Source organism: Nocardioides thalensis, assembly GCF_013410655.1.
GTDB lineage: Bacteria > Actinomycetota > Actinomycetes > Propionibacteriales > Nocardioidaceae > Nocardioides > Nocardioides thalensis.
The window spans coordinates 2,211,584-2,228,279 of sequence record NZ_JACCFP010000001.1 but is presented as its reverse complement, the minus strand read 5'-3'; the positions used below and the strand labels follow the sequence as shown (position 1 = coordinate 2,228,279).

Sequence of the window (16,696 nt, the reverse complement as noted above, 5' to 3'; positions counted from 1 at the left end):
CCGTCGCGTCATGTCCTCGATCTGCCCGCACATCACCGAGCCACGTCATCCACTGGGTCCGTCGATCGGTCGGCTGCTGGAGACCAATCCCGAGGCGGTGTCAGACCGGCAGCTTCTCTGCTACGTGCGGTACCTCGATCTGGCGATAGACGAGCGCAAGGCCGCGCTCGTCGTGAGGATGGTGAGGTTGCAGTGCCGTCCGGGCATCGCGGGAGTGATCGACGACGTCTTGGGCTCGAGCGCCAACAGGACCGCCCTGGCCCTTGTGTTCGAACGCATGTTCGACTAATGTTTGCTCATGGACACGCCCATCACCGCAGCACAGGTCAGGGAGCTCACCGACCTGCTGATGACGGGTGCGCGTCCTGACGACCCCGAGGCGCAGATCGACCTGATCAGCGCGCTCGAGGACCTCAAGTCTGCCGCGTGTGGGGCTCAGGCCGAGACGGCGGTGGCGTACGACGCCGCGCGCCGCTCCGCGGAGGCAGCCCAGGGCGTGAGTGCCCGCCGCCAGGGCCGGGGTGTCGCCGCCGAGATCGCCCTGGCTCGGAAGGAGTCCCCGCACCGCGGGCAGGTGCTGCTGGGGTTCGCGAAGACCATGTGCGCGGAGACCCCGCACCTGCTGGACCGGCTCAAGGACGGCAGCCTCAGCGAGTTCCGGGCGATGCTCGCGGTGCGCGAGCTGAGCTGCCTGACTGCCGAGGATCGCGGCGTCGCTGATGTCGAGCTGTTCGCGAGCCCCCAAGCGCTCGAGGGGTTGGGCACCAGGAAGCTGGTCGGCAAGGTCAAGCGGCTGGTGTGCGAGCTCGACCCCGCCGCGGTGGTGCGGCGTCGCTCGAATGCCGAGTCCGACCGACACGTGTCGCTGCGGCCGGCGCCGGACACGATGGCCTACCTGACCGCCCTGGTCCCGGTCGCCCAAGGGGTCTCCGCCTACGCAGCACTGACCCGAGAGGCGGCGACCATGCAGGCCGCCGGTGACCCGCGGTCCAAGGGCCAGCTGATGGCCGACCTGCTGGTCTCCCGGGTCACCGGCGTCCCCATGAACGACAGCGAGACCACGCCGCCGGCTGTCCCGGTCGGGATCAACGTGGTCATGTCCGACGCCACCCTGGCCGGGGGCAACGGTCCGGCCTTGGTGGAGTCCGAGACGATCCCGGCCGAGGTCGCCCGGCTCCTTGCCGCGCACGCCCTCGAACACGGCTCGGAGCTCGACAACTGGATCCGCCAGCTCTACGCCGACCCGTCCGGTCGTCTGGTCGCGATGACCAGCAAGCAACGGACCTTCCCCGGCGGGCTCGCGGAGTTCCTCAGGCTCAAGAGCCACGGGATCTGTGCGAACCCGTGGTGCGACGCGCCCGTGCGGCACATCGATCACATCAAACCCGTGGCCGAGGGTGGCGCCACCTCCGATGAGAACGGGCAGGGCTACTGCGAGGCCTGCAACCACGCCAAACAGGCACCCGGCTGGCAACAGACACCCATCGACTCCGGCCCCGGCGGCGTGGAGACGATCACCCCGACCGGACATCGGTACCGGTCCCACGCACCACCCCTGCCCGACCCCGCATGTCACACCGACTGGATCTCCGAGATCGAACGCCACCTTCGGCTCACCGTGGACGACCTCGTCCCCAGCCCCTGAGGCGCTGCCATGGGATGGAGCAACCCACCGGTCCCGTGGCGAGAGATCGAACGACGCCTGTCCGGCCGCGCGCCCGGCGCCGAGGACGCCCCGGTGTCGCGGCGCAAGCGGCCCAAGCAGGCGCCCCTCGAGATCGCCCGCCCGGAAGCCGTCACGCCGTACGCCGAGCTGCACTGCCACAGCCACTTCTCCTTCCTCGACGGCGCCAGCAGCCCTGCCGAGCTCGTCACCGAGGCGACGCGCTTGGGCCTGAGCGCGATCGCGCTCACCGACCACGACGGCTTCCAGGGTGCGCCGCTGTTCGCCGAGTACGGGCGCGACTACGCGATGCCCACGGTCTACGGCGCCGAGCTGTCGTTGGGGCTGACCGCACCGCAGAACGGCGTGCCCGACCCGGAGGGCAGCCACCTGCTCGTGCTCGCCAGGGGAGTGGAGGGCTATTACCGGCTCGCCGGGGCGATGACCGAGGCGCACCTGCGCGGCGACGAGAAGGGGCGGCCGTCGTACGACCTCGACGAGCTCGCCGACCGCGGCCGCGACCACTGGGTCGTGCTCACCGGCTGCCGCAAGGGGGCGCGCACCCCCGATGCAGTCGACGACCTGGTCGACCGGTTCGGCCGCGACAACGTGGTCGTCGAGCTGTCGGGCCACGGCAAGCCGGGTGACGACGAGGTCAACGACCGGATGTGGGAGGTCGCGCGTACCCGCGGGCTGCTCGCCGTCGCCACGGGCAACGTCCACCACGCCACCCCCGAGCGGCGCCGTCTCGCTGCGGCGATGGCGAGCATCCGCGCGCGGCGGAGCATCGCCGAGCTCGACGGGTGGCTGGACCTCTCCGGCTCCGCTCATCTCCGGTCAGGGGAGGAGATGGAGCGGCTCTTCCGGCGCTACCCAGGCGTCGTCGCCGCGACCGTGCCGCTCGCCACGGAGCTGGCCTTCGACCTCCGCAAGGCCTCGCCCCGGTTGCCCAAGCAGGGCATCCCCGAGGGTGAGAGCGCTGCGAGCTGGTTGCGGAAGCTGACCGAGAAGGGCTTTGCGGAGAGGTATGCCGACCTTCCTCATGCCGACCGCGCTCGTGCTCGCATCGAGGCCGAGCTCGAGGTGATCCTGCGCAAGGACTTCGCCGGCTACTTCGTGATCGTCCACGACATCGTGGCGTTCGCGCGCAGCCAGGGCATCCTCTGCCAGGGCCGGGGCTCGGCGGCGAGCTCGGCGGTCTGCTACGCCCTCGGCATCACCGCGATCGACTCGGTCGAGTTCGACCTGCCGTTCGAGCGGTTCATCTCCGAGCACCGCGACGACGAGCCCGACATCGACGTCGACTTCGACTCCGACCGGCGCGAGGAGGTGATCCAGTGGGTCTATGAGACCTACGGACGTCGCAACGCCGCCCAGGTCGCCAACGTGATCACCTACCGGCCGAAGATGGCGGTCAGGGACGCCGCCAAGGCGCTCGGGTACTCGGTCGGGCAGCAGGACGCGTGGAGCAAGCAGATCGACGGCTGGGGGAGGGAGGTCCCCGAGGAGGCCGGGATCCCTCCGGCCGTGGCGTCGCTCGCCGGCGAGCTCATGTCGGCGCCGCGCCACCTCGGCATCCACTCCGGCGGCATGGTGCTGACCGAGCGCCCCATCGGCGAGGTGTGCCCGATCGAGCGCGCACGCATGCCCGGACGCACCGTCCTGCAGTGGGACAAGGACGGTTGCGAGTCAATGGGGCTGGTGAAGTTCGACCTGCTCGGCCTCGGGATGCTCGGCGCACTCGACCACACGATGCGGCTCGTCGAGCAGCACCTCGGCACCCGCTGGACGCTGGAGACGATCCCGAAGGAGGACCCGGCGGTCTACGACATGCTGGGGAAGGCCGACTCGATCGGCGTCTTCCAGGTCGAGAGCCGCGCCCAGATCGGCACCCTGCCGCGGCTCAAGCCACGCAGCTTCTACGACCTCGCGATCGAGATCGCGCTGATCCGCCCCGGGCCGATCCAGGGCGGAGCGGTGCACCCCTACATCCGCCGCCGCACCGGCAAAGAGCCCGTCACCTTCGACCACCCGCTGCTCGAGCCGGTGCTCGGCCGCACCCTCGGCGTGCCGCTCTTCCAGGAGCAGCTGATGCAGATGGCGGTGGTCCTGGGCGACTGCACCCGCGACGACGCCGACCTGCTGCGCCGGGCGATGGGGTCCAAGCGCGGCATCGAGCGGATCGAGAAGATCAAGGAGAAGCTCTACGCCGGCATGGCGGCGAAGGGCATCACCGGCGACCACGCCGACGCGATCTACGTCAAGATCCTGTCCTTCGCGAGCTTCGGGTTCGCCGAGTCCCATGCGCTGAGCTTCGCGCTCCTCGTCTACGCCTCGTCGTGGTTCAAGCTCCGCTACCCGGCCGCCTTCCTCGCCGGCCTGCTGCGCAACCAGCCGATGGGCTTCTACTCACCGCAGTCGCTGGTCGCCGACGCGCGGCGGCACGGCGTCGAGGTGAAGCGGCCGAGCATCAACGAGTCCAAGGCACAGGCCGACCTCGAGGACGAGGGCCTGTCGGTCAGGCTGGGGCTGGATGCCGTCAAGGGCATCGGCCTGGAGGTCGCGCGGAAGATCGAGGCCGGCCAGCCGTACGCGTCGATCAGGGACGTGTCGCGACGCGCCGGCCTGTCGTCAGCACAGCTCGAAGCGCTCGCGACGGCGGGAGCCTTCGCCTGCTTCGACCTCGACCGGCGCCAGGCCCTGTGGATGGCCGGCTACGCCGAGCGCGACGACCAGCTCGAGGGCAGCACGCCCGCGCCATCGGCGCCGGCCCTGCCGGGGATGGCCGAGGTCGACCTGACGCTCGCGGACCTCTGGGCGACCCGGATCTCGCCCGAGCGCCACCCGGTCGAGCACTGGCGGGAGCAGCTGACCTCAGCGGGGATCAAGTCGGTCGGTGACCTCGCGAACGTCGAGCCCGGGCGGCGCGTCCACGTGGCCGGGCTGGTGACCCACCGGCAGCGGCCGGGCACGGCCATGGGCATCACATTCCTCAACCTCGAGGACGAGAGCGGGATGCTCAACGTGATCTGCTCCGAGGGCGTGATGCGTGCCCACCGCCAGGCCGCACGCAACCGGGTCGCGGTCGTCGTCCGCGGCAAGCTCGAGCGGCAGGAGGGCGTCACCAACCTGGTGGCCGACCGGGTCGAGGCCCTCGACGAGCTGCTCCCCGGAGCAGGTACGGCGCTGCAGGCCCGCCAGTCCTCGCGCGACTTCCGCTAGCGGCTCTCTCAGTCAGCCACCGCCGCGAAGGGCGCGGCCGCGCCGTACAGCTTGTAGAGCGCGAACCCGCCGGCCTCGAACATGCTGCACCGCTGCTGGAACATCCGGACCGCCCAGCCGTCCGGCATCCCGGCGCCGAAGCCGTACGGCACCGAGCCGTCGATCGGCCCGGTCGCGAACTCCTCGATCCGGTCGACCGCGCCCAGCCGGTGCGCGCGGTCGGCCTGCCGCCACCAGCTGCACGTCAGCTCGCTCAACCTGGCCTGCGTCGCCACCGGCTCGACCCCGTCGTAGGCGGCGGGCAGCTCGGTGCTGCGCGCCCAGGTCCGTCCGCTCTCCACGGGCTCGGTCTCGGCGTCGTACGGCGCGCACGTGCGCGCGGCCAGCCCGAGCCAGCAGATCCCGGCCATCAGCTGACGCTGCGCCTCCGTCGGCGCCGCGAGCGCCGACGGGTCGTCGCCGGCGGCCCGCATGCCGGGCCGCGGCGGCGTCTGGCCCCACGTGCACAGCGGTCCGCCGCTCGGGCCCTCCACCTCGATCCCGAGCAGGCACCCGATGAGCTCCGCCTCGGCGACCACGTTGCCGAGGCCGATGCTGGAGGAGGGGTTCGTGCCCTCGTCGCAGTCGGGCAGGTTCGACGGCATGCTCCGCACCGCCCGACCGCCCGGCCCGCTGTTGGCCCACCAGCAGTTGCCGGTGTTGCCCACGAACGAGTCCCACCAGAAGTCCAGGCCGTTGCGCGCGGGCAGCCCGTCGGGGTTCACGCCCATCCGGTTGTGGTGGAAGCGGTTGTCGAACGACGTGCTCACCGCGAGCGGGTTGCACCCCGGCACCGGCGTCGGCTCGACGACCGGGGTGCAGACGGTGGCGTCCGGCACCGCGAACAGCATCACGCCGCGGCGCCAGTTGTCGTAGAACCAGTTGTGGTGGACGTTGTTCTGGTTGCCGCCCGCCAGCCAGAGCCCGGTGCCGACCGGCGCGGGGATGAACGGATCGACACCCGAGTCGGGCTCGAACACGTTGAAGTTGTTGCTGTAGAAGCGGTTGTGCCGCACCACGTTGCCGTGCTGCGGGAAGCCCGGGTGCCCGGGCGCGGTGAAGACGTCGGTGGTGTAGCCGAGCGCGTTCTTGAAGAAGTTGTTGCGCTCCACCAGCGTCCCGTGGCTGTTGGTGCCGGAGAAGCCGCCCGTGTTGTGGTGGCTGTCGCACAGCCGGAACGTCTGGCTGAACCGCCACTTCGGGTAGAACGGCTTGTAGCGGTTGGTGGTCGAGTCGGCGCCCGAGCCGGGGTAGAGACCGGAGTCCCCGCTGCCGGCGGCCTCGCAGCGCTGCACCAGGCCGTGGTCGCCGACGAAGGTGAGCACGCCGTACGCGCCGCCGTAGAACGCCTTGAACTGCTCGAGCCGGTAGCCGTCGGTCTCGATCACGTAGATGTTGTGCTCCCGGGCGTGGCGCACCGTGACGTTGCGGAGCACGAACCCGTCGGCGCGGTCGACGAAGATGCCGACGTCCTTCTTGTGGCCTGCCGCTGACGGCCCGCCGTTGCCCGCTCTCGGATCGCCCGCCTCGACCACGACGTCGTCGGCGCTCACCCCGGAGCCCTCGAGCTGGAGGTTGCACCGGATGCAGTCGCCGACGTTGGGGATGCCGTGCCGGTCCTCGTGGGGCACGTCGGGCGTCGGCGCCGTGTCGGGGCCGCGACCGATCACCGCCACCAGGTTGGCGTCGTTGGGGCAGTGGATCTGGTACTCGTGCGACAGCGCGCCGGGGTCGCCGCTGTCGGACTTCATCCGGTACGGCGCACAGCGCTCGTCGTAGGTGGGCTGCTTGCGCGAGTGCGGCTCCAGATAGAGGCCCGGCATCACGACGACCCGGTCGTTGTTGCCGGACGCGGTGACCGCGGCCTGGATCTGGCGGTAGCGGCACCGCTCGAAGAGACGCTCGTTGACCCGCAGCAGCGTCCGCGCGCGCCGCTCGGTCAGGCGCCGGTGCACGGTCGGCCGCTCGTCGTAGCCGTGGCGGCGCGCGTGCGCGACCGACCGCCGCAGCCGTTGCAGCGAGTCGGGCTGGCAGACCACCCGGGTCTGCCCGACCCGGCCGCGGTCGAGCGCGGACGCCAGGGACCGCGCGTCCGGCACCTTGCCGCCCGCGCACGGCGAGATCGAGCAGTCGGGCTTGGGGTCGGGCCAGTAGGCGGGCCGCTCCACGTGCGCGGCGGCCTGCGGAGCCGGGCCGGCCAGGAGCAGGCCAGTGGTGAGGCCAGTGGTCACGAGCGCAGCGGCGACCGCGGCGCGGGTGAGGCGACCGAGCATGGGGGGACCTCCTCGTCTGCGGTTCCAACGAACACTGCGGGTCCGCGTTAGGGATTGACTGTGACCGGCATCACAGCCTCGGCGTGGTGGCCGGACGGAACGCCTGCCGATCCCTAGCCTGTGGACGACGGACGGAGAGGTGCACGGATGAAGTGGCGGATCGTGGTTGCGCTGGCGCTCGGAGCGGGCGTGCTCGCCGGCGTACCCGCGGAGGCGCGGCTGTCGGCCGCCCGCGACACGACGGTCCCGCCGCGCTGCAGCGCGCCGGTGTCGGGGCCGAGCAAGGTCGGCGCCTCCGGCAGCGGGCTGGTGCTCGCCGACCTGAGCGGGGTCGAGGGGCCGACGGGTGGCTCCGTGGTCGGCGCCGTCAAGACGGCCGTCGCCAACATCCCCAACCGCACCGGCTCGGCAGGGTTCACCTCGTCCATGCGCACGTTGGCCGCCGACGAGCCCGACTTCATCTTCCTCAACGAGGTCAGTGGGCGGACGCTCCCGGCTCTCCGCACGGCGGCCCCGGGCTACAACGCCTACCGCGACGAGCAGCGCGACACCACGCGCGGTGGCGTGCAGTCGATGAACAACGTGGTCATGTGGCGCACCGACCGTTGGCGGGCCCTGGACTCCGGTCGGGTCAAGGTCGTCAACGACGACCCCGGCTTTCACCACGGACGGCCGTTCACCTGGGACCGCTACGCGACCTGGGCCATGCTCCAGCGCACCGACGGCACGGTCGTGTCGGTCGTGTCGACCCACATGATGACCAACCCCAAGAAGTTCCCGCGCCAGCACGGCAACCCGCCGATCACCCGGATCCAGCGTTACTCCCGCGGGATGGACATCATCCTCGACCTGGTCGACGTGCTCGAGGTGCACGGACCGGTGATCGTGGCGGGCGACATGAACTCCCACCCGGGGGAGGGCCGCTGGACCGCCCACGCCAAGATGACGGGCGCCGGCTTCGGCTACGCCAAGGACCGCGGCGTCATGTACATGTTCCACCCGCCCCGCACCGTGAAGGTCGGCGCCCGCGAGCTGCCGATCGCCTCCGACCACCCGGCGCTGATCTCGACCGTCGACATGGCGGGCGAGGCGGGCACCGGCACGCCCGACCCGAGCCACCCGGCGTTCGGCGGCGGCACCCGCCCGCTCTGGCTGCAGCTGCCGAGCGGGGCGACGATCCGCACCGAGGCCGTGCGGCACGCGATCACGATCATCGAGCGCGGCAGCGCGGCCGGCCTGCCGCGTCGGGCCTGGGTGGTCGCGCTGATGGCGGCGCTCGCCGAGTCCGGCCTCCGCAACGTCACCGCTGGCGACGCGCTCGGCCTCTTCCGGCAGTACGCCGGCAGCGGCTGGGGCACCGCCGACGAGCTCGTCGACCCCGCTCGCGCGGCCGACGCGTTCTACGGCGTGCACCCCGAGGTCGACCGGCAGGGCCTCAACGACCTCGACTGGCAGGCCCTCGGTCTCCGGGAGGCCGCGGCCGCCGTCCAGGGCTACCCGTTCCCGGAGCGGTACGCCGAGCGCGCCGCCGACGCCCGCTACATCGTCCAGCAGGTTGCGGGCGGCCGGCTGATCCCCGGGTCCGACTACTGCGGAGAGGTCGCGCTGGGCGAGTGCCCCGACACGCCGCTCGACAAGCTCGAGGCGAGCCTGACCTCCGCGGCCGCCACGCTGCTGCGCTGCGTGGAGGAGGCGTTCCCCGAGCTCACGACGTACGGCGCCCGCGGGCCTGCCGTGAGCTGCGGCTCGGGCACCCGGATGGCCGGCCTCGAGATCGTGCTGCCCGACGGCGACGCCGCGCTGGGCGCCGACGTCGCGGCCTATCTCGAGGCGCGCGGAGACCTGCTCGACGTCTCCTACGTCCTGTGGGCGGGGGAGTCCTGGTCGCCCGCCGAGCCTGAGGCGGGGTGGCGGCCCTACCAGCCGCGCACAGGCCCGACCACCGATCCGGTCGCGCTCCACCACGACCGGGTCCACGTCGTACTCAAGAGGGGTGGTTGCTGATGACCGGCCTGGTGCAGCGCGGCATCAACCGCGGATCCGTGGTCGTCGCCGTCGTCATCCTGCTGCTGGCGGCGGTCGTCGCGACGTTCCTGGTGCTGCGGGACGACGATCGCGACCCGGGAGCCGTGAGCGCGGCGGGGGAGGAGGGCGTTTGGGACCCCTACGCCAAGCTCGCCGATGGCGGACGCGGAGCGACCACCGCCGTACGAGCGCAGTGGGAGCCGGTCGCCGAGAAGTTCGCCTCGGTCTTCCTCGACCCGGGGCGCCGGGCGGCCTGGCTCAGCGCGCTGCGGCCGCTGGTGGCCGACCAGCTCTACGCGGGGCTCGAGGAGGTCGAGCCGCGCAAGGTACCGGACGGCACGCCCGGCACGCTCGAGCTCGTGGCGTCGGGCAACCGGTCCGTCGACGTCACGATCACGGTCGACGCCCGCACCGACTGGCTGCTCGGACTGCGGCTGGTGGACTTCCCCAGCGACGACTTCGGCTGGCGGGTCTACGGCTACGAGGACCGCGGTCCGGCCTCGTAGACCCGGCTCGACCTAGGGAGTCTCCTCGCCGGGGATCTCGGAGTTGAAGTCGTCGCCGCTCACCAGCCAGGTGCCGTCGACCTTGGTGAGCTGGTAGAGGGTCGTGATGTTGATGAGCTCCGAGCCGACCTCGATGGTTGCCGTGTCGCCGTTGATCTCGAGGTTGGAGTAGACGATGTCGTCGGCGTCGAAGGAGGGCTCGACGAAGAACGACTCCCACTGCTCGCACGCCTCTGCCGGCGTCTTCTCGTCGTCGAGCGACAGCACCACCAGGTAGTCGGGGGTCGCCAGGTCGCACCGCGGCTCGAGGATGAACGCGGTCATCGTCTCCTGGATCGCCGCCTCGTCCCCGGTCGGCGCGTCGGAGGTCTCGGTAGCCGGCCCGTCGGAGCCGCCGGAGGACTCGTCGTCGCCGCAGCCGGCGAGCAGGAGCGGGACGGCCAAGGCCGCCGCGAGGCCACGGCGCAGGTGTCGCAGATTTCGCATGGGAGGTGCTTACCGTTCCCGGCTCCCGCTCACGCGGGAACCGGGCGGATTACGTCCTCGAGGACCGCAATTTCTTCGGTCGGGCTGACAGGATTTGAACCTGCGACCCCTTGACCCCCAGTCAAGTGCGCTACCAAGCTGCGCCACAGCCCGAAGCCCCATCCGGCGTCGCCGTCCGGAGCGAACGGAACACTACCCCAGCGGAGCCGGCCGGCCCGAATCAGGGTCTCTTGCCAAACCTGCTGCGCATCTTGCCCCGCAGGCGCACACTGGTTCCTAGCGCCGGGCCGCGCCCGCTGTCCGGTGAGACTCCTCGTCGCTCCGGAGAGGTCATGTCCAAGCACCGGTCGAAGCACCGCATGCCACGTCGGCAGCGGATCGCGCGCACCGTGCGCTCGGTGCCGTCGCTGGTACGCCGGCCGGCGGTCGCTGCGCCGCTCGCGGTGCTCGTGGCGACCGGGGCGATGGTGGCGGCGGCGTCGGCGGCCATGACCGGCAACCCGACCCCGGCGGCGGCCGACGCGGACGCCCCGGCGACGACCGCCGCTCTGGCCGACGAGCTGCCCGAGCTGCCCGCCGAGGCGCCCGACCTGGTCGAGCCGGCCGCGGCGACGCTCGCGGCCTACGCCGACTACGCGCAGGCCGCCGACGACATCCCGGACGCCGCGCTCGTCGCCTACCAGCGAGCCGCGTCCGTGATGGCCCAGGCGGCGCCCGAGTGCAACCTCGAGTGGTCGCTGCTCGCCGCCATCGGCCGGATCGCCTCCGACCACGGCGGCAGCACGGTGGCGGCCGCCGTGCTGGCCGACGGCGGCGGCAATGCGCTGGCCGACACCGACGGCGGCGCGCTCGACGGCGACGCGACCCACGACGTACCCGTCGGGCCGCTCGCGCTGCTCCCGGCGACCTGGACCGTCGTCGCGGTCGACGGCGACAACGACGGCAACCGCGACGCCGACGACCTCGACGACGCCGCGCTCGCGGCGGGCGTCGTGCTGTGCGGCAACGACCGTGACCTGACGCGCGACGCCGACTACCGCGACGCGCTGCGGATGTTCAACACGGCGCCCCGCTACCCGGCCGTGGTCGCCCGCCTCGCCGCGGCCTACGAGCAGCAGCTCGGCGCGGACGGCGAGCCCGGCACCCTCCTGGCCATGGCGCCGACGGTGCCGTCGGCCAGCACGACGACGGCCACCGAGCACAGCCCGGGCCCCGACGGCACGCCCGACGCGAGCGACACCAGGAGCGCCGACCCGTCGCCCGACGACCCGGGTGACGACACCGACGTCACGTCGTACCCGAGCGAGGCGACGGCCAAGCCGACCGGCAAGCCCACCGAGGACCCGACTACCGCGGACCCGACCACCGAGGACCCGACCACCGAGGACCCCGACTGCGACGAGGCCGACGACGAGGCGACCGACGACGGTGCCGACGACGAGCCGACCCCGAGCGTTAGCCTCACTCCGTGCACCTCGCCCGCAACCTTGCCAACCGCGTCGTCCATGCCCTCCACGGGTGGGCCCAGCAGGTAGGCGACATCGCCCCTGGCACCCGGCTCGCCGAGACGTTCGGCCACCTCGGTGCCGGCAGCGCGATCGGGTTCCCGACGGAGGCGCTCTTCGGCACCGCCGGCATGCACATCGGCGAGGACACGTTGATCGGCCGCCACTGCGCACTCTCGGTGGGCTACGGACCCGGCCAGGACCCGCTGCCCGCTCGAGGGCTGGTGATCGGCGACCGCTGCGTCATCGGCGCGCGTGCCTGCATCACCGCACACACCTCGATCGTCATCGGTGACGACGTCTGGTTCGGCAAGGACGTCTTCGTCTCCGACGCCAGCCACGGCTACACCGACCCGACCACGCCGATCGGCCGCCAGCTGGGGGAGCACCAGCCCGTCAGCATCGGCGCCGGCAGCTGGATCGGCCACGGCGCGATCATCCTGCCCGGCACGACCATCGGCAGGAACGTCGTCGTGGCCGCCGGGTCGGTGGTGCGCGGCACCATCGAGGACCACGCGATCGTGGCCGGCGTGCCGGCCCGCGTCGTACGGCGCCTCGAGCCCGGCATCGGGTGGGGCAGGAAGGACGGCGCCGACGTGCGCCAGGTGGGAGTCGCGCTGTGACCGAGCCCGACTGGACCCCGACGGCCTCGGCCGCCAGCAGCCGGATCGTCGACTTCGCGCGCCACGTCGCCGCGTCCGTCACGGACGCGCCCGACGGCATCGCCGCCGCCGACGTCGACGGCTACGACGCGCTCTGGCGCTGGTCGGTCGACGACCTCGACGGCTTCTGGCGCGCGCTCGCCGACTACGTCGGACACCCGCTGCCCGGGCCCGCTCTGGCCGAGGAGCGGATGCCCGGCGCCGTGTGGTTCCCCGAGGCCCGCGTCAACTACGCGCGCGCGGTGCTCGAGGGCCGGCCCGCCGACGAGGTCGCGGTCGTGGGCCTCCTGGAGGACCGGTCCGCCGGCCGCACGCTCACCTGGGGCGAGCTCCGGGCCGAGGTCGGCGGTCTCGCGCAGCACCTGCGCGACCTGGGCGTCGGGCCGGGGGACCGGGTCGTGGGCTACCTGCCCAACACTCCCGACGCCGTCGTCGCCCTGCTCGCCACGGTCAGCCTCGGCGCCGTCTGGTCGGTGTGCGGGATGGACTACGCAGCCTCCGCCGCGCTGGCGCGCTTCGGCCAGCTGGAGCCGAAGGTGCTCGTGCACGCCTCGTCGTACGTCCACGGTGGGAAGGTGCGCGACCGCGGGGACGTGGTCGCGGAGCTCCGGGCCGCGCTGCCCAGCCTCGTCGAGACGCTCGAGGTCGGGTCGGCCGACTGGCAGGCGGCGCTGCGCGCGCCCGCCGCGCTGGCCTACGCCGACCTCCCGTTCGACCACCCGCTCTGGGTGCTGTTCTCCTCGGGCACCACGGGCAAGCCGAAGGGCATCGTGCACGGCCACGGGGGAGCGCTGCTCGAGCAGGCCAAGGTGGCGGCCCTCCACTTCGACCTGGGCCCCGGCGAGCGCCTGTTCTGGTACACCACGCCCTCCTGGATGATGTGGAACTTCGTCGTCGGCGGCCTGCTCACCGGCGCCTCGATCGTCGCGTACGACGGCAGCCCGGCACACCCGCGCACCGACCAGCTGTGGGCGCTGGCCGCCGAGCACGACGTGACCGCGCTCGGCATGAGCCCGGCGTACGTCGCGGCGTGCCAGAAGGCCGGGGTCGGTCCTGCCGACCACGACCTCTCGCGCCTGCGCCGGGTCGGCATCTCCGGTTCGACGTTCCCCGCGGTCAGCCACCGGGCGCTCGCCGCGGACCTGCCGGCAGAGGTGCAGATCGCCTCGATCAGCGGCGGCACCGACGTCGTCAGCGCGTTCGTGGGCCCGGCGCCGACGACCCCGGTGTGGGCGGGCGAGCTCTCGCGGCCCTGCCTCGGCGTGGCCGTCGACGCGTACGACGCCGCGGGCAACCCGGTGCGCGGCGAGGTCGGCGAGCTCGTGATCACGCGCCCGATGCCGTCGATGCCGGTCGGGTTCTGGGACGACCCCGACGGGGCGCGCTACCACGCGGCGTACTTCGACACCTTCCCGGGCGTGTGGCGGCACGGCGACTGGGTGACGATCACCGACCACGGCTCGGTCGCCATCCACGGCCGCTCCGACGCGACCCTCAACCGCAAGGGCGTGCGGATGGGCAGTGCCGACATCTACGAGCCGGTCGAGGCGCTGCCCGAGGTCAAGGAGGCGCTCGTCATCGGCATGGAGGAGGCCGACGGCGAGTACTGGATGCCGCTCTTCGTCGTGCCCGCCGAGGGCGTGGCGCTCGACGACGCGTTGCGCGAGCGGATCAAGCAGGCGATCCGCGAGCACGCGTCGCCGCGCCACGTCCCCGACGACATCTTCGAGACGCCGGGCGTCCCGCACACCCGCACCGGCAAGAAGCTCGAGGTGCCGGTCAAGAAGGTGCTGGCGGGACAGGACCTCACCGGCGCGCTGGATCCCGGTAGCGTGGACGCACCGGAGCTGCTCGACTGGTATGCGGAAGTCGGGCGCCGTCACCGCGAAGGAGCTTGATGACCGCCTGGCTGTTGCTGGGGCTCGCGATCCTTCTGGTGGTGGCCTGCGGGCTGTTCGTCGCCGCGGAGTTCTCGTTCGTCACGGTCGACCGCAGCCAGGTCGACAGGGCCGCTGAGTCCGGCGACCAGGCGGCCGTCGGCGTGCAGTCGGCCCTGCGCACCCTGTCGACCCAGCTGTCCGGAGCCCAGGTGGGCATCACCGTGACCAACCTCGGCATCGGCTTCCTCGCCGAGCCCGCGATCGCCGACCTGCTGCGCGATCCGCTCGCCTCCCTCGGCGTGGGCGCTGACGCGGTCGGGCCGATCGCCGTGACCACCGGCCTCGTGGTCAGCACGGTCGCGACCATGCTGATCGGCGAGCTGGTGCCCAAGAACATCGCCATCGCGCAGCCGATGCGCACCGCGCGAGCGACGCAACGGCCGATGCGGCTGTTCACCGCCCTGGCGAAGCCCGCGATCGGGGTGCTCAACGGCACCGCCAACGCCATCGTCCGCCGGCTCGGCGTCGAGCCGCAGGAGGAGCTCCGCTCCGCGCGCAGCTCCACCGAGCTCGCCTCGCTCATCCAGCGGTCGGCCGACGAGGGCACGCTCGACGCCGACACCGCGGAGCTGATGGAGCGCTCGGTCGAGTTCGGCACCCGCACGGCGGGGGAGATCATGACGCCCCGGGTGCGCACCCGGTCGCTCGAGGAGGGCGACCGCGCGAGCGCCGTCATCGCCCTCGCGCGGGAGACCGGGCACTCGCGGTTCCCGGTGCTCGACGACGAGGACAACGTCGTCGGCACCGTGCACGTCAAGAACGCGGTCGCGCTGCCGGTGCACGAGCGCGGCACCACCCGGGTCAAGCACCTGATGGCGCGCCCGATCGTCGTACCCGACACGCTGCGGCTCGACCCGCTGCTGGCGCTGCTGCGCAAGGACGGCTTCCAGCTCGCGGTCGTGCTCGACGAGTACGGCGGGCACGCCGGCATCGTGACGCTCGAGGACGTCATCGAGGAGATCGTCGGCGACATCGCCGACGAGCACGACCGCCTCGGCAGCAGGGGGCGCCTGCGCCGCGACGGCAGCTGGGCGCTGTCCGGGCTGCTGCGCCCCGACGAGGTCGAGGACCTCACGGGCATCGCGCTGCCCGAGGGCGAGGACTACGACACGGTCGCCGGGCTGGTGGTGAAGGCCCTGGGCCGGATCCCCGAGGACGGCGACGTCGCGGTGGTGCCGGTGCCCGACCCGTCCGACTCTGACGCCGAGGTCCGCGACGCCGTCCTCACCGTCGAGCGGATGGACGGCCTGCGCGTCGATCGCCTCTCCCTGCGCCTCGGCGAGCCGCGCACGCCCGAGGAGGACGCCCGTGGGTGACGTCACCGGCCTCCTCGTGACGGCCCTCCTGCTGGCGCTCAACGCCTTCTTCGTCGGCGCGGAGTTCGCGCTGATCTCGGCACGCCGCAGCCAGATCGAGCCGCTGGCGCAGGGTGGGTCGCGGATGGCGCGGACCACCCTGCGCGCGATGGAGCACGTCTCCCTGATGATGGCCGGCGCCCAGCTCGGCATCACCGTGTGCTCGCTGCTGCTCGGCGCCGTGAGCGAGCCGGCCATCGCGCACCTGCTCGAGCCGGGCTTCCACGCCCTCGGCCTGCCCGACGGGCTGCTGCACCCGGTCGCGTTCGTCGTGGCCCTGACCGCGGTCGTCGCGCTGCACGTCGTGCTGGGCGAGATGGTGCCGAAGAACATCGCGATCGCCGGGCCCGACCGGGCCGCGCTGATCCTGGGCCCGCCGATGTTCGGCATCGTGACGCTGCTCCGGCCGGTCATCGTGGTGCTCAACGCGATGGCCAACGGGCTGCTGCGGCTGATCCGGGTCGAGCCGAAGGACGAGGTGGCCAGCACGTTCACGCGCGAGGAGGTCGCCGCCCTCGTCGAGGAGTCGCACGGGGAGGGGCTGCTCGCCGAGCACGAGTACGACCGCCTCGCCGGCGCGCTCGGCTTCACCGAGAAGACCGTCGCCGGCGTCACCATGCGGCCCGACACGCTCGCCACCGTCGAGCGCGGCTCGAGCGGGGCCGACGTCGAGGCGCTGTGCGCCGCGACCGGGTTCAGCCGGTTCCCCGTCATCGACACCGGAGCCGACGGCACGGTCGAGTTCGTCGGCTACCTGCACATCAAGGACGTGCTCGAGCCCGACGAGGCGCGCCGGCAGCGTCCGATCGCCGACCGGTGGGTGCGCCCGCTCGCGGCCGTCCGCGAGGACACCCTGCTCCACGACGCGCTCGAGATCCTCCAGCGCCGCGGCGCGCACATGGCACGGGTGGTCGACCCGGAGGGCGCGACGATCGGCATCGCCGCGCTGGAGGACGTCATCGAGGAGCTCGTCGGAGAGATCCGGGACGCTGCGCATTCGGACGAGTCGGCGTGACTAGG

The 16,696-nt window shown here is 72.4% G+C and carries 12 protein-coding genes and 1 tRNA gene; 10 read left to right on the top strand and 3 right to left on the bottom strand.

The window, feature by feature from the left end:
- Positions 1-10: 10 nt before the first annotated feature.
- Genes HNR19_RS10935 through HNR19_RS10925 form a run of 3 tightly spaced genes read left to right on the top strand, consistent with a single transcriptional unit; the run spans position 11 to position 4,885 of the window.
- Entirely contained in the window at positions 11-289 is a 279-nt protein-coding gene (locus HNR19_RS10935; RefSeq protein WP_179667951.1) for a hypothetical protein, read from the top strand.
- 9 nt (positions 290-298) lie between these two features.
- Positions 299-1,645 carry an HNH endonuclease gene (locus tag HNR19_RS10930; protein WP_179667950.1) on the top strand — a complete coding sequence of 449 codons (1,347 nt, stop codon included), beginning with the start codon at positions 299-301 and terminating at the stop codon, positions 1,643-1,645.
- Between the two features lie 9 nt (positions 1,646-1,654).
- Positions 1,655-4,885, top strand: a complete 3,231-nt coding sequence (locus tag HNR19_RS10925; RefSeq protein ID WP_179667949.1) for an error-prone DNA polymerase — start codon at positions 1,655-1,657, stop codon at positions 4,883-4,885.
- A gap of 8 nt (positions 4,886-4,893) precedes the next feature.
- On the opposite strand, the gene HNR19_RS10920 is transcribed toward HNR19_RS10925, so the two are convergent.
- Complete coding sequence (locus HNR19_RS10920) at positions 4,894-7,197, bottom strand: right-handed parallel beta-helix repeat-containing protein (protein WP_179667948.1); 2,304 nt, start codon at positions 7,195-7,197, stop codon at positions 4,894-4,896.
- Positions 7,198-7,344: 147 nt separating this feature from the next.
- Between HNR19_RS10920 and HNR19_RS10915 the strand changes: the two genes are divergently transcribed.
- Both HNR19_RS10915 and HNR19_RS10910 read left to right on the top strand, forming a co-directional pair.
- Complete coding sequence (locus HNR19_RS10915; protein ID WP_179667947.1) at positions 7,345-9,201, top strand: VldE C-terminal domain-containing protein; 1,857 nt, start codon at positions 7,345-7,347, stop codon at positions 9,199-9,201.
- Positions 9,201-9,728: a hypothetical protein gene (locus HNR19_RS10910; protein ID WP_179667946.1), complete on the top strand. Its 528-nt coding sequence runs from the start codon at positions 9,201-9,203 to the stop codon at positions 9,726-9,728. Before HNR19_RS10915 ends, HNR19_RS10910 begins: the two co-directional genes overlap by 1 nt.
- 12 nt (positions 9,729-9,740) lie before the next feature.
- On the opposite strand, the gene HNR19_RS10905 is transcribed toward HNR19_RS10910, so the two are convergent.
- Together HNR19_RS10905 and HNR19_RS10900 are read right to left on the bottom strand one after the other, a co-directional pair.
- The gene (locus tag HNR19_RS10905) at positions 9,741-10,214 is read right to left on the bottom strand and encodes a hypothetical protein (protein WP_179667945.1); all 474 of its coding nucleotides are present in this window, start codon (positions 10,212-10,214) and stop codon (positions 9,741-9,743) included.
- Positions 10,215-10,293: 79 nt separating this feature from the next.
- A tRNA-Pro gene (locus tag HNR19_RS10900) sits at positions 10,294-10,367 on the bottom strand.
- Positions 10,368-10,573: 206 nt separating this feature from the next.
- Here HNR19_RS10900 and HNR19_RS10895 point away from each other — a divergent pair.
- The 5 genes from HNR19_RS10895 to HNR19_RS10875 are packed head-to-tail and all read left to right on the top strand — an operon-like array spanning position 10,574 to position 16,691.
- A complete protein-coding gene (locus HNR19_RS10895; protein WP_179667944.1) occupies positions 10,574-11,749 on the top strand; it encodes a hypothetical protein in 1,176 nt (391 codons plus the stop codon).
- Entirely contained in the window at positions 11,683-12,342 is a 660-nt protein-coding gene (locus HNR19_RS23520; protein WP_343047148.1) for an acyltransferase, read from the top strand. The genes HNR19_RS10895 and HNR19_RS23520 overlap by 67 nt, the downstream gene beginning before the upstream one ends.
- Positions 12,339-14,279, top strand: coding sequence for an acetoacetate--CoA ligase (locus HNR19_RS10885; protein ID WP_179667943.1), 1,941 nt, complete (start codon positions 12,339-12,341; stop codon positions 14,277-14,279). Before HNR19_RS23520 ends, HNR19_RS10885 begins: the two co-directional genes overlap by 4 nt.
- Positions 14,279-15,637: a hemolysin family protein gene (locus HNR19_RS10880; protein WP_179667942.1), complete on the top strand. Its 1,359-nt coding sequence runs from the start codon at positions 14,279-14,281 to the stop codon at positions 15,635-15,637. Before HNR19_RS10885 ends, HNR19_RS10880 begins: the two co-directional genes overlap by 1 nt.
- Entirely contained in the window at positions 15,630-16,691 is a 1,062-nt protein-coding gene (locus HNR19_RS10875) for a CNNM domain-containing protein (protein WP_179667941.1), read from the top strand. The genes HNR19_RS10880 and HNR19_RS10875 overlap by 8 nt, the downstream gene beginning before the upstream one ends.
- Positions 16,692-16,696 lie beyond the last annotated feature (5 nt).